General features: G+C 67.1%; 21 protein-coding genes. 14 read left to right on the plus strand and 7 right to left on the minus strand.

Annotation, left to right across the window (positions count from 1 at the left end):
• Positions 1–60: 60 nt before the first annotated feature.
• The 5 genes from A5747_RS05355 to phoU all read left to right on the plus strand — a co-directional run bounded on the left by A5747_RS05355 (position 61) and on the right by phoU (position 5,911).
• Positions 61–675, plus strand: a complete 615-nt coding sequence (locus tag A5747_RS05355) for a TetR/AcrR family transcriptional regulator (RefSeq protein WP_139333365.1) — start codon at positions 61–63, stop codon at positions 673–675.
• A 117-nt stretch (positions 676–792) separates the two neighbouring features.
• The gene (locus A5747_RS05360) at positions 793–1,815 is read left to right on the plus strand and encodes an acyl-ACP desaturase (RefSeq protein WP_076122615.1); all 1,023 of its coding nucleotides are present in this window, start codon (positions 793–795) and stop codon (positions 1,813–1,815) included.
• 7 nt (positions 1,816–1,822) lie between these two features.
• Positions 1,823–2,956: a tRNA dihydrouridine synthase DusB gene (dusB, locus tag A5747_RS05365; RefSeq protein WP_076122616.1), complete on the plus strand. Its 1,134-nt coding sequence runs from the start codon at positions 1,823–1,825 to the stop codon at positions 2,954–2,956.
• A 153-nt stretch (positions 2,957–3,109) separates the two neighbouring features.
• The gene (locus A5747_RS05370; RefSeq protein WP_076122617.1) at positions 3,110–5,164 is read left to right on the plus strand and encodes an LCP family protein; all 2,055 of its coding nucleotides are present in this window, start codon (positions 3,110–3,112) and stop codon (positions 5,162–5,164) included.
• Positions 5,165–5,221: 57 nt separating this feature from the next.
• Positions 5,222–5,911 (plus strand): phosphate signaling complex protein PhoU, encoded by a 690-nt coding sequence (gene phoU, locus A5747_RS05375; protein WP_076122618.1) that lies wholly within the window; start codon positions 5,222–5,224, stop codon positions 5,909–5,911.
• Here the strand turns inward: phoU and pstB are convergent.
• The 4 genes from pstB to A5747_RS05395 all read right to left on the minus strand — a co-directional run bounded on the left by pstB (position 5,887) and on the right by A5747_RS05395 (position 9,840).
• Entirely contained in the window at positions 5,887–6,663 is a 777-nt protein-coding gene (gene pstB / locus A5747_RS05380) for a phosphate ABC transporter ATP-binding protein PstB (RefSeq protein ID WP_076122619.1), read from the minus strand. The two genes, phoU and pstB, sit on opposite strands and share 25 nt — an antisense overlap.
• Before the next feature lie 179 nt (positions 6,664–6,842).
• The gene (gene pstS, locus A5747_RS05385) at positions 6,843–7,961 is read right to left on the minus strand and encodes a phosphate ABC transporter substrate-binding protein PstS (protein ID WP_083700152.1); all 1,119 of its coding nucleotides are present in this window, start codon (positions 7,959–7,961) and stop codon (positions 6,843–6,845) included.
• A 173-nt stretch (positions 7,962–8,134) separates the two neighbouring features.
• Entirely contained in the window at positions 8,135–9,073 is a 939-nt protein-coding gene (mshD, locus tag A5747_RS05390) for a mycothiol synthase (RefSeq protein WP_076122621.1), read from the minus strand.
• Complete coding sequence (locus tag A5747_RS05395; protein ID WP_139333364.1) at positions 9,070–9,840, minus strand: response regulator transcription factor; 771 nt, start codon at positions 9,838–9,840, stop codon at positions 9,070–9,072. The genes mshD and A5747_RS05395 overlap by 4 nt, the downstream gene beginning before the upstream one ends.
• A 205-nt stretch (positions 9,841–10,045) precedes the next feature.
• Between A5747_RS05395 and lmeA the strand changes: the two genes are divergently transcribed.
• From lmeA to A5747_RS05425, 7 genes are all read left to right on the plus strand, one after another.
• Positions 10,046–10,855, plus strand: coding sequence for a mannan chain length control protein LmeA (gene lmeA, locus A5747_RS05400; protein WP_076122623.1), 810 nt, complete (start codon positions 10,046–10,048; stop codon positions 10,853–10,855).
• A 49-nt stretch (positions 10,856–10,904) separates the two neighbouring features.
• Positions 10,905–11,324: a thioredoxin family protein gene (locus tag A5747_RS05405; RefSeq protein WP_076122759.1), complete on the plus strand. Its 420-nt coding sequence runs from the start codon at positions 10,905–10,907 to the stop codon at positions 11,322–11,324.
• Between the two features lie 5 nt (positions 11,325–11,329).
• Entirely contained in the window at positions 11,330–11,443 is a 114-nt protein-coding gene (locus A5747_RS25740; protein WP_369805001.1) for an Ms5788A family Cys-rich leader peptide, read from the plus strand.
• 98 nt (positions 11,444–11,541) lie between these two features.
• Positions 11,542–12,021 (plus strand): DUF4395 domain-containing protein, encoded by a 480-nt coding sequence (locus tag A5747_RS05410; RefSeq protein WP_076122624.1) that lies wholly within the window; start codon positions 11,542–11,544, stop codon positions 12,019–12,021.
• Positions 12,022–12,056: 35 nt separating this feature from the next.
• Entirely contained in the window at positions 12,057–12,890 is an 834-nt protein-coding gene (locus tag A5747_RS05415; protein WP_076122625.1) for a sulfurtransferase, read from the plus strand.
• Between the two features lies 1 nt (position 12,891).
• Positions 12,892–13,194, plus strand: coding sequence for a DUF1416 domain-containing protein (locus tag A5747_RS05420; protein ID WP_076064332.1), 303 nt, complete (start codon positions 12,892–12,894; stop codon positions 13,192–13,194).
• Positions 13,195–13,345: 151 nt separating this feature from the next.
• A complete protein-coding gene (locus A5747_RS05425) occupies positions 13,346–14,011 on the plus strand; it encodes an FABP family protein (RefSeq protein ID WP_076122626.1) in 666 nt (221 codons plus the stop codon).
• Between the two features lie 283 nt (positions 14,012–14,294).
• Here the strand turns inward: A5747_RS05425 and A5747_RS05430 are convergent, their stop codons facing one another.
• Positions 14,295–15,158 (minus strand): aminodeoxychorismate lyase, encoded by an 864-nt coding sequence (locus tag A5747_RS05430; protein WP_076122760.1) that lies wholly within the window; start codon positions 15,156–15,158, stop codon positions 14,295–14,297.
• 50 nt (positions 15,159–15,208) lie between these two features.
• Between A5747_RS05430 and A5747_RS05435 the strand changes: the two genes are divergently transcribed.
• Both A5747_RS05435 and A5747_RS05440 read left to right on the plus strand, forming a co-directional pair.
• A complete protein-coding gene (locus A5747_RS05435) occupies positions 15,209–16,294 on the plus strand; it encodes a folate-binding protein YgfZ (RefSeq protein WP_076122627.1) in 1,086 nt (361 codons plus the stop codon).
• A gap of 147 nt (positions 16,295–16,441) precedes the next feature.
• Positions 16,442–16,627 (plus strand): DUF3073 domain-containing protein, encoded by a 186-nt coding sequence (locus tag A5747_RS05440; RefSeq protein ID WP_076122628.1) that lies wholly within the window; start codon positions 16,442–16,444, stop codon positions 16,625–16,627.
• Between the two features lie 54 nt (positions 16,628–16,681).
• Here the strand turns inward: A5747_RS05440 and purM are convergent, their stop codons facing one another.
• Complete coding sequence (purM, locus tag A5747_RS05445; protein WP_076122629.1) at positions 16,682–17,776, minus strand: phosphoribosylformylglycinamidine cyclo-ligase; 1,095 nt, start codon at positions 17,774–17,776, stop codon at positions 16,682–16,684.
• 47 nt (positions 17,777–17,823) lie between these two features.
• A complete protein-coding gene (gene purF / locus A5747_RS05450) occupies positions 17,824–19,359 on the minus strand; it encodes an amidophosphoribosyltransferase (protein WP_076122630.1) in 1,536 nt (511 codons plus the stop codon).
• Positions 19,360–19,460: the final 101 nt, after the last annotated feature.

Consider the following 19,460-nt stretch of genomic DNA (forward strand, 5'->3'; position numbering starts at 1 on the left):
CCCTGCTAGCTATCCGAGATTCTGACTACATGCGTTGTCAGTTTTTAGCTTAGGAGCGAGGTGGAGCCCAGTCAACGACGGGGCCGTTGGACCGGCGTCCCTCTGGAGAGTCGCCTGGCCCTGCGCCGCGACAACCTCATCGACGCCGGCGTGCAGTTGCTGGGCAGCGAGCGCGGGCCCGCGCTGACCGTCCGTGCGGTGTGCCGCAAGGCCGCGCTCACCGAGCGCTATTTCTACGAAAGCTTTTCCGACCGTGACGAATTCGTGCGCGCGGTCTACGACGACGTGTGCACGAGGGCGATGAGCACACTTACGTCGGCGAAGACTCCCAGGGAAGCCGTCGAGCAGTTCGTCGAGCTGATGGTCGACGATCCTGTCCGCGGGCGCGTGTTGCTGCTGGCGCCGGCCGTGGAGCCGGTGCTGACCCGGTCGGGCGCGGAGTGGATGCCCAACTTCATCGAACTGCTGCAACGCAAACTGTCCCGAATCGGCGATCCCGTGTTGCAGAAAATGATCGCGACCAGCTTGGTCGGCGGCCTGTCGAGCCTGTTCACCGCGTACCTGAACGGGCAGCTCGGGGCCACCCGCAAGGAATTCATCGACTACTGCGTCAGCATGTTGTTCAACACCGCGGCCCCCTTTGTCCCCACGCCTGAGCTGGGGAAATCCGAGTAGGGATTGCCACCGGGCGCGGATGGAACTGTGACCTGACGTGCGGCGAGGCAACTTGATGCTACTGAAGTACACAGATATATTGACTGCTACCAACCGACACAGATAACTGGAGGCACCATGTCAGCCGAGCTGACCGACCTACAGCTGTTGCAGGAACTTGAACCGGCCGTCGAGAAATACCTGAACCGGCACGAAAGCAAGCACAAAGACTGGAATCCGCACGACTACATCCCGTGGTCGGACGGCAAGAACTTCTATGCACTCGGCGGGCAGGACTGGCACCCCGAGCAGAGCAAGCTCTCCGACGTCGCCCAGGTGGCGATGGTGCAGAACCTGATGACCGAGGACAACCTGCCCTCATATCACCGCGAGATCGCGATGAACTTCGGCTTGGACGGCGCCTGGGGCCAATGGGTCAACCGGTGGACCGCCGAGGAGAACCGGCACGGGATTGCGCTGCGCGACTACCTCGTGGTGACCCGCGCGGTTGACCCCATCGAGCTGGAGAAGCTGCGAATGGAGGTGGTGAACCGGGGTTTCAGCCCGGGCCAGAACCAACAGATTCGCGAAGATCTATTCGCCGAGAGCCTCTTCGATTCCATCACCTACGTCACCTTCCAGGAGCTGGCGACCCGGATTTCGCACCGCAACACCGGTAAGGCCTGCAACGAGACCATCGCCGACCAGCTGCTGGCCAAGATCTCGGCCGACGAGAACCTGCACATGATCTTCTACCGCGACGTCACCGAGGCCGGGTTTGAGATCGCGCCCAATCAGGTGATGAAGTCGCTGCACAAGGTGCTGCGCAACTTTCAGATGCCCGGCTACCAGGTGCCCGAGTTCCGGCGCAAGGCCGTCATGATCGCCGTCGGCGGCGTGTACGACCCGCGCATCCACCTCGACGAGGTCGTCATGCCGGTGCTGAGGAAATGGCGGATCTTCGAGCGCGAGGACTTCACCGGTGAAGCCGCCGCGTTGCGCGACGATCTCGCCCTGCTGATCAAGGAACTCGAGACGACCTGCGACAAGTTCGAGGTGTCCAAGCAGCGCCAGCTCGATCGGGAAGCCCGCACCGGCAAGAAGACGACCGCGTATGAGCTGCACCAGACCGCGGGCACCCTGACCATGAGCCGGCGGTAACCAAGCGGTGCGCATCGGTTCCATCGCGGTCGCCAGCCCGGTGGTGCTGGCGCCGATGGCGGGTGTGACCAACGTCGCATTCCGGACGTTGTGTCGCGAGTTGGAGCAATCGAAGGCCGGCACCGTCAGCGGGCTGTACGTCTGCGAAATGGTGACGGCGCGGGCGCTCGTCGAGCGCCACCCCGTCACGATGCACATGACGACGTTCTCCCCCGACGAGTCGCCGCGCTCGCTGCAGCTCTACACCGTCGACCCCGCCACTACCTATGCGGCTGCCAAAATGATCGCCGACGAAGGCCTGGCCGACCACATCGACATGAACTTCGGCTGCCCGGTGCCCAAGGTGACCAAGCGCGGCGGCGGAGCGGCGCTGCCCTTCAAGCGGCGGCTGTTCGGCCAGATCGTCGCCGCGGCCGTGCGCGCCACCGAGGGCACCGCGATCCCGGTGACCGTCAAGTTCCGCATCGGCATCGACGACGACCACCACACCCACCTGGATGCCGGTCGCATCGCCGAAGCCGAGGGCGCGGCGGCGGTCGCGCTGCACGCCCGCACGGCGGCGCAACGCTACTCCGGCACCGCCGATTGGGAACAGATCGCGCTGCTCAAGCAGCAGGTCACGACCATCCCGGTGCTCGGCAACGGCGACATCTACGACGCCAGCGACGCGCTGGCAATGATGGCCAGCACCGGATGCGACGGCGTGGTCATCGGCCGCGGATGCCTCGGCCGGCCCTGGCTTTTCGCCGAACTGTCGGCCGCGTTCACGGGCAGCCCCGCGCCCGTCCCGCCCACGCTGGGCGAGGTCGCCGACATCGTCCGCCGGCACGGGCAGCTGCTGGCCGCGCACTTCGGCGAAGACAAGGGCATGCGCGACATCCGCAAGCACATCGCCTGGTACCTGCACGGCTTTCCCGCCGGATCGGAGCTGCGCCGCGCGCTGGCGATGGTCAGCACGCTGACCGAACTCGACTCCCTGCTGGACCGGTTGGACGGCACCGTCGCTTTCCCGGACGCGGCGACCGGGCCCCGGGGCCGGCAGGGTTCACCCGCCCGAGTGGCCCTGCCCGAGGGGTGGCTGACCGACCCGGACGACTGCACCGTGCCGGCCGGAGCGGACGTCATGCATTCCGGCGGCTGAATCCCGCGCACTCTTGAAATCGCGTACCGCGGGATAACTCAGTACGATGTGGGCTTTGTTGCATTGCGCTCTGCGGCGGATCGGGTTACCCGGTTGACGCGCGCACACGGACACCACTGACGTCCGCATCAGGGATTCGGAGGCCGGTAGGACATGGGTGACGGCGAGTACGACGCCACTCCCGGCCGTCGGCGCGCGTCCAGCGCCGGCCCGCTACCGACCCTTCGTCCCGCGCCGTGGGAGCGGTTCTCCGAGCCGGAGCTCAACGAAGCCGCCCACCGATGGCAGCCCGAGCCGTCCCTCATCGAGTCCGCGGCGCCTGGCATCAGGCCCCCCGTCGAGCCCGAAGCCGGTGACGAGGAGCCCGCCGGCTGCCACACCTCCGGCGGAGTCAGCGTCGCCGACCTGATCGCCAAAGTGGGTGGCCCGGCCGGCAGGCGGCCCAGCCACCACCACTTCGCCCCGGACACCGCCGAGCCGGAAATACCCAACGCTTTGCAGGTCACCCAGGTCATCGACACCCCCGCCTACTCGCTCGACGTCGTCTCCGAACTCGCCGACCTCGATGAGCCCTACGACCCGCCCATCGATGAGTCCGACAACGCCGCCGAGGCGCCGTTGCGGAAAGCCAAATCGCGGCGGCGGCCGCTGCTGCTCGCCGGGCGCTCACTGACGGCCTTGTTCGCCGTCCTTGCGCTGGTTCTCACCGGCGGGGCGTGGCAGTGGAGCACATCGAAGAACAGCCGCCTCAACACGATCAGCGCGCTCGACCCGGACTCGGGCGACATTCGCGACCCCGGTGGACAGTACGGCGACGAAAACTTCTTGATCGTCGGGGTTGATTCGCGCGCCGGGGACAACGCCAACATGGGCGCCGGCGACACCGACGCCGCCGACGGAGCACGGTCGGACACGGTGATGCTCGTCAACATCCCGGCGAACCGCAAACGCGTCGTGGCGGTGTCGTTCCCCCGCGACCTGGCGATCACCCCGATGCAATGTGAGGCCTGGAATCCCAACACGGCCAAGTACGGACCCCTCTTCGACGCGAAGACCAAGACGTGGGGTCCCAAGATGATCTACACCGAGACCAAGCTGAACTCGGCGTTCGCCTTCGGCGGTCCCAAGTGTCTGGTGAAGGAAATTCAGAAGCTGTCCGGCTTGAACATCAACCGCTTCATCGCCGTCGACTTTTCCGGTTTCGCGCGGATGGTCGATGCCCTTGGGGGTGTCGAGGTGTGCTCCACCACGCCGCTGCACGATTATGAACTGGGCACGGTCTTGGAACACAGCGGACGTCAAGTCCTCGACGGCCCAACGGCATTGAACTACGTGCGGGCGCGTCAGGTCACCACCGAGACCAACGGTGACTACGGCCGGATCAAACGCCAGCAGTTGTTCTTGTCGTCGCTGCTGCGTGCGTTGATCTCTGAGGACACGTTGCTCGATCTCAACAAGCTCAACAATGTCGTCAACATGGTGATCGGTGACACGTACGTCGACAACGTCCAGACCAAGGACCTGGTCCAGCTGGGTCAGTCGTTGCAGGGCATGGCGGCCGGACACATGACGTTTGTCACCGTTCCGACCGGCGTCACGGACCAGAATGGCGACGAGCCGCCGCGCATGGCCGATATGCGGGCGCTTTTCGATGCGATCATCAACGACGATCCGCTGCCGGAGGAAAACGACCAGAACGCAAGGAATTTGGGGACTTCCCAAACCTCGGGCCCGACGACCGCGCCCACCACCAAGAAGACGACACCCCCGAGCGCCGCTCCGGAGGCGCAACGCCAGCAGGTCACGGCCGCCTCCCCGCAAGACGTCACGGTGCGGGTGTCCAACGCGACCGCGCGGACCGGCCTTGCCGCGACCGCCACCACCCAGCTCAAGCGGGATGGCTTCAATGTGATGACGCCGGATGACTACCCGAGTTCGGTGAACGCGACGACGGTGTTGTTCTCGCCCGGCAACGAACAGGCCGCGGCCGCGGTGGCGTCGTCATTCGCCAACGCAAAGGTTCAGCGGGTTTCCGGCTACGGGCAGGTCGTCCAGGTGGTACTCGGCCCCGACTTCAACTCGGTGAGCACTCCGGCACCCAGCGGTTCGCCGATCAGCATGCAGATAGAACGCGGTTCCGGCAGCGCACCGACCAAGCTGCCCGACGACCTGAGCGTCACCAACGCCGCCGACACCACCTGCGGTTAACCGTTTCTCGCGTCGGTCAACCGCCTTTTTCGGCCTCGAGAACGTAGTCTTGAGGACATGCGGACCGCCTACCATGAGCAGCTCGCGGAATTGTCCGAGCGGCTCGGCGAGATGTGCGGGCTGGCCGGGATCGCCATGGAGCGGGCAACGCAGGCCCTACTGCAGGCCGACCTCGTGCTGGCCGAGCAGGTGATCTCCGACCACGAAAAGATCGCCAGGCTCAGCGCGCACGCCGAGGAGAGCGCCTTCGTGCTGCTGGCGTTGCAGGCCCCGGTCGCCGGTGACCTGAGATCTATCGTGAGCGCGATTCAGATGGTGGCCGACATCGACCGGATGGGCGCGCTGGCCTTACACGTCGCCAAGATCACCCGTCGGCGCCACCCCCAGCACGCTCTGCCCGAAGAGGTCAATGGTTACTTCGCCGAAATGGGCAGAGTCGCAGTCGAATTGGGCAATAGCGCCCAAGAGGTGGTGTTGTCCCGCGACCCGGAGAAGGCGGCCCGGATCCGCGAAGAAGACGACGCGATGGACGACCTGCACCGGCACCTGTTCTCGGTGCTGATGGACCGGGAATGGAAGTACGGCGTGGCCGCCGCCGTCGACGTGACGTTGCTGGGCCGGTTCTACGAACGCTTCGCCGACCACGCGGTCGAAGTGGCCAGGCGCGTCATCTTCCAGGCGACCGGCAGACACCCCGAGGACGACGCGGCGTCCGCCGCACATCACCCGAAGCGGCCGGAGATGTAGTCCTCGGTGGCTTTCTGAGTGGGGTTGGAGAAGATTTTCTCGGTGTCGTCGATCTCGATCAGCCGGCCGGGCTTTCCTACGGCTTCCAAGTTGAAAAACGCCGTCTGATCGCTCACCCGGGCGGCCTGCTGCATGTTGTGCGTGACGATGACGATCGTGTAGTCCTGCTTCAACTCACTGATCAGGTCTTCGATAGCCATCGTCGAGATCGGGTCCAGCGAGGAGCACGGCTCATCCATCAGCAACACGTCGGGTTGGACGGCGATGGCCCGCGCGATGCACAAGCGCTGCTGCTGGCCACCGGACAACCCGCCGCCCGGCCGATCCATCCGGTCCTTGACCTCGTCCCACAGGTTCGCGCCGCGCAGTGAATACTCGGCGGTCTCGTCGAGCAGCTTGCGATTGCGTACACCCTGCAGCTTCAGGCCGGCCACCACGTTGTCCCGAATCGACATGGCGGGGAATGGGTTTGGCCGCTGGAACACCATCCCGATCGCGCGGCGAACCCCCACCGGGTCGATATTCGCGGCATAGATGTTTTCGTCGTCGAGCAGCACGCTGCCCTCGACCCGTGCCCCGGGAATCACCTCATGCATGCGGTTGAGCGTGCGCAGCACGGTGGTCTTGCCGCAGCCGGACGGCCCGATGAAGGCGGTGACGCTGCGGGGCAGGATCGACAACGACACGTCCGAGACCGCGTGAAAGGTCCCGTAGTAGATGTTGACGTCTTTCAGGTCCAATCGCTTGGCCACTAACTACTCCTGCCTACGGCCCGATATCCGCGATCATCAGAATGAGGGTTAACTCGGCACCCCACAACCGGGCCGAAGAGTGACGCCGGAAAGGGCGCGGCGACAAGCACACCCGAACCCGTCGGGTGAGTTGTTGTCACCCTGATCCCGTCACAGCTCGCGCTCCTTAAGCCCATGGCCTACTGCAGTGCGTCGATCGCGGCGACCAATCGCTCCTTGACTTTATCGGGCAGCGGAACATAGCCGGCCGCCGAGAGCCCGGCCTGACCGTCGTTGGCGGCCACGGTGAGGAACGACTTGATCGCCCGGGCGGTGTCGGGATCGTAGCCCTTCGAGCACACGATTTCGTAGGTGGCCAGCACCAGCGGGTAGGCGTGCGCGTCTTTCGCGTCGTACATCGGGTTCAGGTCCAGCACCAGGTCGTTGCCGTCGGTCACGAAGCCGGCCGCGTTGACGGCGTTGCGTGCCGTGTCGGCGCTCAGCGCCACCACGCCGTTGCCGGTGTCGATCCGGGCGTACGGCAGGTGGACCTGATCGGCGAAGCGCTTCTCGACGTATCCGATGGCGCCCGGCGTGGCCAGGACCGCCTGAGTCACGCCACCCGACTTCGAGGCGCCTCTGCCGACACCGCCCTGGAAGTCGGTGCCGACGCCCCTGGTCCAGCTCTGCGGCGCGGTGGCCGTCAGATATTTCTGCACGTTGTCGGTGGTTCCCGACGAATCCGACCGATAGATCGGTGTGATCTTGGTGTCCGGCAGCGCGACGCCCGGATTGAGTGCTGCGAGTATCGGGTCGTTCCAGGCCGAAATTCTGCCGCTGAAGATTCGCGCCAGCGCGTCGCTACTGAGGACCAGCCCGCCGATGCCCGGCAGGTTGTAGACCAGCGCAACCGGCCCGAACACCAACGGCAGATCCCACGCCGGGTTTCCGGCGCAACGCTTGGCGGCCGGGCCGATTTGATCGGCGACCAGCGGGGAGTCGGCTCCGGCGAAGTCGACGTGTCCGGCGATGAACTGCTCTCGACCGGCGCCCGAGCCGGTCGGGTTGTAGGCCACGCGCTTGCCCGGGCAGGACCGGCCCCACACCTGGCTGAACAACTCCATCGCGTGCTGCTGGGCGGTCGAGCCTTCCGCGGTCAGCCCGTCCTTGCCGGCGCACCCCGCCGTGCCGGCCGGTCCCGGCGTGGCCGCCGACGCGCCCCGGTTGCCGTCGCTGCCGCAGCCCGCCAGGGCCCCGCCACCGACCAGCGTCGTCAACATCGCGGCCGCCAGCGTCCTCCCCACCCTGTCGAGCCTCACCGATCTCGCTTTCTCGCGCATCGCGGATGCTTGTGGCGCCAGCGGCCACTCCCCCAAGGGAAGTTTGCCAAGTCACCGCGAAGGTATGCGTCGAGGGCACCCATACGAGTGGCGAGCGCGTGAACGTGCAGTGAATTGTCCGGAGCCCGCGCGGCGTGTACCTGCGCCTCCGGTCAGCCGGCGCGCGGCGCGTAGGCGGTGTCGACGCTGTAGGTGGTGAAACCGGAGCGCTCGTAGGTCCGCACCGCCGCGAGGTTGTCTGACTCCACGTACAGCATCACCGTTGGTTCGGCCGAGTCGGCGAGCCGGCGCGCCAGCGATTCGATACCGATGGCCGTCAACAGCTGCCCCAGGCCGCGGCCCTGCGCGGATGGATCGACACCCAGGACGTACACCTCGCCCAGGCCCGGCTGGTCGAGGTGCACTTTGGTCCAGTGGAAGCCCAGCAGCCTGCCCGCCTGCTCACTCGCGGCGTCGGCGAACGCCAGGAACAGGCCCGACGGGTCGAACCAGGGTTCGCTGCGCCGCTCCGCCAGCTCGACCTCGGTCCAGCCACCCTGCTCGGGATGTTCGACGAACGCGGCGTTGTTGACCCGCAGCAACTCGGCGTCGTCGCCGGCGCCCGCGTAGGTGCGCACCTTGACCCCCGGCACGGGGGCCACGGTGTCGGGCACATCGCGTAGCGAGCGCCGCATTTGGACGAGTTCGCGGACGGGGACCAAACCCAGCGCCGAAGCGGTGGCCTGCGCGGGCTCGAGGGTGCCGTGTGCCCAAAACTGGTTGCGCCCTGCGGTTTTGGCCAGCGCCGCGCGTGCCAGCGCCGCGCCGATTCCGCGCCGGCGGGCCTGCGGATGCACAACCAGCTCGGCCATCCCCGCGCCGCTATCGCGTGGCGGGCTGAGGTTGAGGTAGCCGAGGATCGCGGCGCCGGTGTCCGGACCGGTTACCAGCAGGTGGTCGGTGCGATCGTGGCCGAGTTCTCGCAGCACCTGTTCGCCGACGGGTGCGACACCGTCGAATTCGGTTGCCGCCGAGACAAGTTCGCGCACGCCGTGCTGCTCGTCGGGGGTCAGGGCGGAGCGCCATTCGGGCTCGCGGTCCGACGACGTCACTGAGTGTGTAGCGGGTCGCCCAGCGGGTTCCCCAGGCCGTCTGTGTCGGGCTGGGCCTCTTCGGTCTCCTCGGGTTCGGCAACCGGCGCCCGCCCGCGCGCCGGCCGGACGGCCTTGTAACCCACGTTGCGAACCGTGCCGATCAACGCCTCATACTCGGGGCCGAGTTTGGCCCGCAGTCGCCGCACGTGCACATCGACGGTCCGGGTGCCACCGAAGAAGTCGTAGCCCCACACCTCGTGCAGCAGTTGTGCCCGGGTGAACACCCGGCCGGCGTGTTGGGCCAGGTACTTCAGCAACTCGAACTCTTTGTAGGTCAGATCAAGGGGACGCCCGCGCAATCGCGCGGTATAGGTGCCTTCGTCGATCACCAGCTCGCCGAGGCTGACCTTGCCGGCGCTTTCCTGGTCGGCCAGCCCGCCGCGGCGGCCGATGACCAGTCGCAGTCTGGCGTCGATCTCGGCCGGCCCGGTGCTGGGCAGCAGGATTTCGTCCAACCCCCAGTCGGCGCTGACCGCCACCAGGCCGCCCTCGCTGACGACCGCCAGGACCGGGACCGACCGGCCGGCCGTGCTCAGCAAACGGCACAGGCCGCGCGCCGACGACAGGTCCGTGCGCGCGTCGACGAGCACGGCGTCCGCGGTTCCGGCCTCCAACAATGAGGACGGTTCTGGCGGCGCCGTCCGGACGGTATGCGGCAGCAGCGACAACGACGGCAGGACCGGGTCGGGATGCAGCTCCGAGGTCAGCAGTAAAAGCTCCAACAAGCCCCTCCAGCTCGTGGGAAAGGCATCTCCCAAATCGGTAACGCAACGCGGCGTTAGTGGCCAGGACATCTAACGATAACGTGCAACCAGGCAGTTGGCCCGGCGACGAAGCCCTTCGGAGCGGAGTGTGACGAAGCGCTCTGGCCGCAGCGTGAGCGGTCACGCCCGGCGCCGTGCGGCGCGCCGCCGATGGACAGGCCACAATATGCGGATGCGCAGGGTGCTGATCTGGATGATCGCGGCCGCCGCGGTAGCCGTGATCGCCATCGGGGCCGTCGGCGTCGACTACGGGGCCAGCATCTACGCCGAATACCGGCTGTCGTCCAACGTGCGCAAAGCGGCGAATCTGGGGTCCGACCCGTTCGTTGCGATCCTGGCTTTCCCCTTCCTTCCGCAGGCGATGCGCGATCACTACGACCAGGTCGAGATCAAGGCCAACGCCGTCGATCACGCGATGGTCGGCAAGGCCACCCTCGAAGCCACGATGTATTCGGTCGACCTGACCCATGCGTCGTGGCTGATCAGGCCCGATGCGAAGCTCCCGGTGGGCAGGCTGGAGAGCCGCATCATCATCGACTCGACGCACCTGGGCCGGTACATGGGCATCAGCGACCTGATGGTCGAGGCACCACCCAAGGAAACCAACACCGCCACCGGCGGCGTCACCGCGTCGGGCATCTCCGACAGCCACGGCCTGGTGTTCAGCGGCACGCCACATTCGGCCGGCTTCGAGCACCGGGTCAGCGTTTCGGTGGACCTTTCCATCGCCCCCGACGACCAGGCGACGCTGCTGATCACCCCGACCGGCGTCCTAACCGGGCCCGATACCGCCGACCAAGCCGTGCCGGACGACAAGCGGGATGCGGTACTGCGCGCCTTCAACACGAGGCTGCCCAACCAACGGCTTCCGTTCGGCGTCGCACCCACCAGCGAAGGCGCACGCGGCTCCGACGTCATCATCGAGGGCGTCACCCGGGGAGTAACGGTCAGCCTCGACGGGTTCAAACAGTCATGAATTGCGCCGACGACGATGCAGAGCGCAGCGATGAGAAGGAGTGGCGCACATGAACACCGTCATCGTCGCGATCGTGGCGGCGGTCCTGGTGGCAACCCTTGCGGGATGGTTGCTTACCCGGCGCTCCGGAAACATCCGCGAAGTTCACTCGGACGCCGGCGTGGACGCCGCTGACCTTGGGCTTTCGCACGACGGACCGACCGTCGTGCACTTCAGCGCGCCGTGGTGCGGGCCTTGTGATCGGGTGCGCCGGGTGGTCGACCAGGTCTGCGATGACCTCGGCGACCTGGGATTCATAGCCCACGTCGAGGTTGATTTGGATGCCAATCCGCAGGCAGCCAGCCGATTTTCGGTTCTGTCGCTGCCCACCACGTTGATCTTCGACATCGACGGGCGACAGCGATACCGGACGTCGGGCGTGCCGAAGGCCGCCGAGCTGCGATCGGCACTCGAACCGCTGTTGGCTTGATCACCATGTCATTGGGTAAGCTTGCCGACGTGTCAGCCCGCCTCGAGCCCATGCTCACCAAGCGTCGCGCAGTCGATCTGTGCCGCATCGCGGGTTGTTGTTGTTGCTGTAGCTGCTGAGTAGCCGCGCCCTTCCGCGTAGCTCTCGGAGCAGCCCGGAGCCCTACCGTGGCATGCCTCCACCGTTTCCGTGCAATAGGCGTACCTAGGAGTCGTTCGTGTCAAGCAGCAACACCAGCACCCAACCGGACCGCGTTGACGTCCGCGGGCCCAGGTTCGCCGCCTGGGTCACGACCGCGGTCCTGGTCTTCACGCTGATCGTCTCGGCGGTCAGCGCGGGGGCCGCCGCGCTCATCCTGGCTCTGCAGGCCGTGGTTTTTGCCGTCGGTGCCGCGGGCGGGCCGCGCCGTCATCCGTATGGGCGGGTATTTGCCGCCGTCGTGGCGCCCAGGCTGGGCCCGGTGACCGAGCGCGAACCGGTGCCGCCGCTGAAGTTCGCCCAACTTGTCGGACTGATCTTTGCGGTCGTCGGCGTCGCCGGATTCGCCGGCGGCGCGCCGCTGCTGGGCGTCATCGCCACCGCGGCGGCTCTGGTGGCCGCCTTCCTGAACGCGGCCTTCGGCATCTGCCTTGGCTGCCAGCTCTACCCCGTCGTTGCGCGTTTCCGGCCGACCGCCCGTTCCGCGCAACCCGGCTGACCACCTCGTTAGAAGAAACCGAAAGGAACCCCACCATGGCACGCTCCGACGTCCTGGTCTCCGCTGACTGGGCCGAGAGCAATCTCGACGCCGCGAACGTGGTCTTCGTCGAAGTCGACGAAGACACCAGCGCCTACGACGGCGGCCACATCCCCGGCGCGATCAAGCTGGATTGGCGCACCGACTTGCAGGACCCGGTCAAGCGCGACTTCGTCGACGCCCAGCAGTTCTCCAAGCTGCTCTCTGACCGCGGCATATCCAACGACGACACCGTGATCCTCTACGGCGGCAACAACAATTGGTTCGCCGCCTACGCGTACTGGTACTTCAAGCTCTACGGCCACGACAAGGTCAAGCTGCTCGACGGCGGTCGCAAGAAGTGGGAGCTCGACCGGCGCCCGCTGTCCAGCGACACCGTCAGCAGACCCACGACCTCCTACACCGCGGCCGCGCCGGACAACAGCATCAGAGCCTTCCGCGACGAGGTCATCGCCGCCATCAACACCAAGAACCTCGTCGACGTGCGTTCGCCCGACGAGTTCTCCGGCAAGATCCTCGCGCCGGCGCACCTGCCGCAGGAGCAGAGCCAGCGGCCGGGCCACATCCCCGGCGCGATCAACGTCCCGTGGAGCAAAGCCGCTAACGAGGACGGCACCTTCAAGTCCGACGAGGAGCTGGCCAAGCTCTACGCCGACGCGGGGCTGGACGGCAAAAAAGAAACGATCGCGTACTGCCGAATCGGGGAGCGTTCGTCGCACACCTGGTTCGTGCTACAGGAATTGCTGGGACACAAGAACGTTAAGAACTACGACGGCAGTTGGACGGAATACGGCTCCCTGGTGGGTGCCCCGATCGAGTTGGGAAGTTGATATGTGCTCTGGACCGAAGCAAGGGCTGACATTGCCCGCGAGCGTCGACCTGGAGAAGGAAACGGTGATCACCGGCCGCGTCGTTGACCGCGACGGCCAGGCCGTCGGTGGTGCGTTCGTCCGCTTGCTGGACTCTTCGGACGAGTTCACGGCCGAGGTGGTCGCGTCCGCCACGGGCGACTTCCGGTTCTTCGCCGCTCCGGGCTCCTGGACGGTGCGCGCGCTGTCGGCGGTTGGCAACGGCGACGCCGTCGTGACGCCGTCCGGTGCGGGCATCCACGAGGTGGACGTCAAGGTCGCCTGACGGCGACCCCCTGACCGGGACGGCCCGCACGCCGGGGGACGAATAGACTTGCCCCCGTGGTGCTCTTTTTCGAGATCATCCTGGTCGGGATGACGGTGTTCATCTCATGGTTCGCGCTGTACACGCTGTACCGGCTCATCACTGACGAGTCGTGACCTCCGAGGCCCCTGACGGACCGGCCGGTTCCGCGGGTTCCGGCGATCGTGCCGTGGCCGCCGCTGCCGAACGCGCCAAGGTGACCGCATCCCGCAACATTCCCGCCTTCGACGACCTGCCCGTCCCCGCCGATACCGCCAACCTGCGCGAAGGCGCCAACCTCAATGACACGCTGCTGGCACTGCTGCCGCTCGTCGGCGTGTGGCGCGGCGAAGGCGAGGGCCGTGGAGCCGACGGCGACTACCGATTCGGTCAGCAGATCGTGGTGTCGCACGACGGCGGCGACTACCTGAATTGGGAAGCCCGCTCCTGGCGGCTCGATGACGCCGGCGACTACCGGGAAGCCGGCCTGCGCGAGACGGGCTTCTGGCGCTTCGTCAACGATCCCGACGATCCGAGCGAGTCCCAGGCCATCGAATTGCTGCTAGCCCATTCGGCCGGCTACGTCGAACTGTTCTACGGGCGTCCGCGCACCCAGTCGTCGTGGGAACTGGTGACCGACGCGTTGGCCCGCAGCCGATCCGGCGTGCTGGTCGGCGGAGCCAAGCGCCTTTACGGCATCGTCGAGGGCGGCGATCTGGCCTACGTCGAGGAACGCGTGGACGCCGACGGCGGTCTGGTGCCACACCTTTCGGCGCGGCTGTCGCGGTTCGCCGGGTAATTGCGGTTGGCGGCAGTGGATTCCGCAGCCGGCTACGCCGACAGCGTCCTGACATGGAGCGGCCCCCGAGCGATGCTCCTGGTTGGACAGACCGGAAGCTCGGGGGCCGGGTGGCTACGGGGAATTCGCCAGCGCGCGTTGATCGCTAGCTCTTCCGAGCCATTGCAGCTAGCGCGTAGCCACCTCACATGTCCATGAAGCTATCAATTTCGCGGACCACCTCCTTCCTTGTGTACGGCCGACCGTACCCGCCATTGCGCGAGGCGACAACAGAATTCAGCGCTCAGCGATCGCTGACGATCGCCGCGTCCACCAGTTCGGCGAATTCGGCGGCCAGCGGGGATCGGGGCAGTGGCCGGCCGTCGAGCGTGTGCACGCGGGCGGCCAGCGTCATGCTCGACACCAGCCAAATCCCTTGGGCGGCATGCAAATCCGCGATCCGCAGCGCCCGATAGTCGCAGTCGTAGCCCTTGGCCCGGGCGACCTCGAACAGGGCCTGTTGCGTGGTTCCCCGCAGGATCGGGTACCACGGCGGCGGCGTCAGCAGGCACGGTTCACCCGCCCCGGAGTGGGTGGCGATGACCACCGTGGAGCGGGGGCCCTCCAGGATGTAGCCGTCCGAGCTGACGAAGATCACGTCGCCGGCGCCCTGCCGGGCGGCATGGCGCAGGGCGGCCATATTGACCGCGTACGACAGAGTTTTGGCGCCGGCCAGCAGCCACGGCATCGCATCGGCGCCGGTGGCCGGCAATCCGCGGTCCAGCGTGACCGCCGACAATCCGTCGCGCCGGGCCGCGGCGACTCGTTCCGGGACGGGAGTGACCATCACGTACGCCGTGGGCGGTGATCCGCTCTCGCGGCCCCGGCTGCAGATCAACCGCATCGCGCCCTCGTAGGTGGTGTTCGCGGCCCAGTGCTGCGCCGCAACCTCGATCGCACGCCGCCAGCTGTCGAGGTCGGGTTCGGGCAGATCCATGAATTTGGCCGACTGCGTCAGCCGCTGCAGGTGGGACTCGACCAGACACGCGGTGCCGTCGCGGACCAGTAGCGTCTCGAAGATTCCGTCGCCGCGAACGGCGGCGAGGTCGTCGGCGTGCAGCAGCGGGGCCTCTGGCGGATGTATCTCACCGTCCAGCGTGACGATCACACCCATGGTGGTGAAGCTTAGCCGCACACTCGGATCCGTAGAGTTGATGCATGACTGCAGTCCCTGCGCCCGATGCCGGGCCCGACGCGGGTGCGATCTGGCACTACGGCGATCCGCTGGGCGAGCAGCGGTCCGCCGAAACCGATGCGGTGGTCGTGGACCGCTCGCACCGCGCGGTGCTCACCCTGACCGGGAGCGACCGGCAGACCTGGCTGCACAACATTTCGACCCAACACGTCAGCGACCTCGCCGAGGGCGCCAGCACCGAAAACCTCAGCCTCGACGGCCAGGGCCGGGTCGAGGACCACTGGATCCAGAGCGAGCTGGGCGGCACCACCTACCTCGATACCGAACCGTGGCGGGGCGAGCCGCTGCTGAACTACCTGCGCAAGATGGTGTTCTGGTCCGACGTGACGGTGGCCGCCGCCGACATGGCGGTGCTGTCGCTGCTGGGGCCGCGGCTGGCTGACCCGGCGGTGCTGAACGCGCTGGGGCTGGAAGCGCTGCCCGGCGAGCTGACGGCCGTCCCGGTCTCCGGTGGCGGCTTTGCGCGGCGGATGCCCACGGCCATTGCCGGCCGCATCGAGCTGGACCTGCTCGTACCGCGTGGCGAGGCGGACGGTTGGAAGGCCCGCCTGGAACAGGCGGGTCTGTGCCCTGCTGGAGTGTGGGCATACGAGGCCCACCGAGTCGCGGCCCGTCGCCCCCGGCTCGGAGTCGACACCGACGAGCGCACCATCCCCCATGAGGTGGGCTGGATCGGCGGCCCCGGCGAAGGAGCGGTCCATCTGGACAAAGGCTGCTATCGCGGGCAGGAGACGGTCGCGCGCGTCCACAACCTCGGTAAACCACCGCGGATGCTGGTGTTGTTGCACCTCGACGGTTCCGTGGATCGACCCTCGACCGGCGACGCGGTGCTGGCCGGCGGTCGCACCGTCGGACGCCTCGGAACCGTCGTCGACCACGTGGACCTCGGACCGGTGGCCCTGGCACTGCTCAAGCGGGGGCTGCCCGCCGACACCGAGCTCGCGATAGGCGACCAGGCGGCGGTCATCGACCCCGACTCGCTGCCCCCCGCCGAACAGATCGGCGCGGGCCGGTTGGCCGTTGAACGGTTGCGGGGAGGTACGCGATGATTGGCGATATGGTCCGCCTCGGCGGGCAGGGGGCACCGGCACCCGACCGTACGGCACGGTAAACTGTCGGCAGGACAATAACGACACCAAGAGATCGGAGCCGCCTACTCGTTAGGCCGCTCCGTTATTGCGCGAGGGGGTTCCCCCATGGGCCGCGGCCGGGCTAAGGCAAAGCAGACCAAGGTTGCTCGAGAACTTAAGTACAGCTCCCCGCAGACCGACTTCCAGCGGCTCCAGCGCGAGTTGTCAGGGACGGGCGCCGACGATTCCGACGAGCCGAACGGCGAGGCCGCTGACGACTCGTGGGGTCACCAGGACGACTGGCCCCGCTAGACCACTCTTGTATGCCGATGCGTTTCGCATCGGCATCGTGCTTGTCGCAGCCCGTTAGAACCTCGGATGTTGTCCGACCAGCCGGGCCCGCGGGCCCGCTTTTCCACCCTTGCAAACGGTTCCCAACACCCAGCAGTCCAAGTGCCGCGCGGTCAGGATCGCCAGGGCGCGGTCGGTGTCTTCCGGCGCCACGACGGCGATCATGCCGACGCCCATGTTGAACGTCTTTTCCATCTCCTCGCGCGTAACCCGGCCACGCTGGGCGATCATCGCGAACACCGGCGCGGGCGTCCACGTGCCGCGGTCAATCTCGGCGGTCAGGCCATGCGGGATGACGCGTTGCAGGTTTCCGGCCAGCCCGCCGCCGGTGACATGGCAGAACGTGCGGACGTGGGTTTCGGCGGCCAGCGCCAGGCAGTCTTTCGCGTAGATCCGGGTGGGCTCCAGCAATTCCTCGCCCAGGGTGCGGCCGAACTCCTCGACATAACCGGCGAGGTTCATCCGGTCGATCTCGAGCAGGACGGTGCGCGCCAGCGAGTACCCGTTGGAGTGCAGGCCCGACGAGCCCAGGGCGATGATGGCGTCGCCGGGTTTGACGCGGTCGGGGCCCAGCACGTCGTCGGCCTCGACGATGCCCACACCGGTGGCCGAGATGTCGTAGTGGTCGGGTTCCATCAGACCCGGGTGTTCGGCGGTCTCGCCGCCGAGCAGCGCGCATCCCGCGCGCACACATCCCTCGGCGATGCCGCTGACGATCGCGCTCAGCCGTTCCGGCACCGTCCGGCCGACGGCGATGTAGTCCTGCAGAAAGAGCGGTTCGGCGCCGCAGACCACGAGGTCGTCGACGACCATCGCGACCAGGTCGAGCCCGACGGTGTCGTGTTTGTCCATCGCCTGAGCGACCGCCAGCTTGGTGCCCACACCGTCGGTGGATGCCGCCAGCACCGGTTCGCGGTAGCCGCCGCGCAACGCGAACAGTCCGGCGAATCCGCCCAGCCCGCCGCGCACCTCGGGTCGGGTGGCCTTTGTGGCCAGCGGCTTGAACAATTCGACGGCGCGGTCGCCGGCCTCAATGTCCACCCCGGCCGTCGCGTAGGTGATGCCCTGGCTGCCCGGGCTGCGTCCGGGGCTCTTTCCGGGATCCGTCATCGCGATAAAGGCTACCGGGCGGCGCTCGCCGCCGGTATCAAACGTCGTCAGTGCGCAACCGGTAGTTCGGGTACGTCACCGGCCGCGAGATCGTCGAGCCCCGACCCCCGCGCCGCGTTGGCGAGCATGTGCTCGATGACGTTCTTGCCGAGGGCGCTTTCGCTTGGCAGCTCGATCGGATACTTGCCGTCGAAGCAAGCGGTACACAGCCGCGAGGCCGGCTGCTCGGAAGCCGCGACCATGCCCCGCAGCGAGACGTAGCCAAGGGTGTCCGCGCCGATCGCGTGCCGAACCGCTTCGAGCATTTCCGCCTCGTCCTCGACGGCGTTGGCGATCAGCTCCGCCGGTGACGGGAAGTCGATGCCGTAAAAGCACGGCCACTTCACCGGCGGCGAGGCGATGCGCACGTGCACCTCGACAGCCCCGGCCTCGCGCAGCATTCGCAGCAATGCGCGTTGCGTGTTTCCGCGAACGATCGAGTCGTCGACGACGATGAGTCGCTTGCCGCGGATCACTTCCCGGAGCGGGTTGAGCTTCAACCGGATGCCGAGCTGGCGGATGGTCTGCGACGGCTGGATGAAGGTGCGCCCGACATAAGCGTTCTTCATCAGGCCCTGGCCGTACGGGATGCCGGACTCCTGCGCGTATCCCACCGCGGCGGGCGTGCCGGATTCCGGCACGCCGATCACCAGGTCCGCCTCGACTGGGCATTCGCGGGCCAGCCGGCGCCCGATCTCTACCCGGGTGGCGTGCACGGACCGACCGGCGATCGTGCTGTCCGGACGCGCCAGGTAGACGTACTCGAAGACGCAGCCCTTGGGCGTGGGGTTGGCGAAACGCGTGGAGCGCACCCCGTCGGCGTCGATCGCCAGTAGTTCGCCCGGTTCGATGTCACGCACGAACGAGGCGCCGACGATGTCGAGCGCGGCGGTTTCGGAGGCCACCACCCAGCCGCGATCCAGCCGGCCGAGCGACAGCGGGCGCACCCCGTAGGGGTCGCGGCACGCATACAGCGTGTTCTCGTCCATGAACGTCAGGCAAAAGGCGCCGCGCACGGTCGGCAACAGTTCCAGCGCCGCCTGTTCCAGAGTCGAATCGGCCGCTCCGTGGGCCAGCAACGCCCCCAGGATGTCCGAGTCGGTGGTCGCCGGCGCGGGGCAGCGCTTGGCGATCAGCCCGGCGTCGCGGGCGCGAGCCGCAAGCTCGGCGGTGTTGACCAGATTTCCGTTGTGTCCCAACGCAACTCCGGTGCCCGCCGCGGTATTACGGAACACGGGCTGGGCGTTTTCCCACGTGGTGTCGCCCGTGGTGGAGTAGCGGCAGTGCCCGATGGCGACGTGGCCTTGCATGGCGCCCAACGTCTGCTCGTCGAACACCTGACTGACCAGGCCGAGGTCTTTGAACACCAGCACCTGGGAGCCGTCGGCGACAGCGATGCCCGCGGCCTCCTGGCCGCGATGTTGCAGCGCGTACAAGCCGTAGTACGTGAGCTTGGCGACTTCTTCGCCGGGGGCCCAGACCCCGAATACGCCGCACTCTTCACGGGGCGAGTTCAGGTCCTGCTGGGGTTCCTGGACGGTCACGGGTCGGCGGCTCCCTGGGGAACGGTTGGTGACGTAACGGAGTCTACGGGCACGGTGGCCTCAGCGCCGAATTCAGCACGCGTGTTGAGCACCGAATAATA

The organism is Mycobacterium sp. IS-836, assembly GCF_001954275.1.
In the GTDB taxonomy this organism is placed as follows: domain Bacteria; phylum Actinomycetota; class Actinomycetes; order Mycobacteriales; family Mycobacteriaceae; genus Mycobacterium.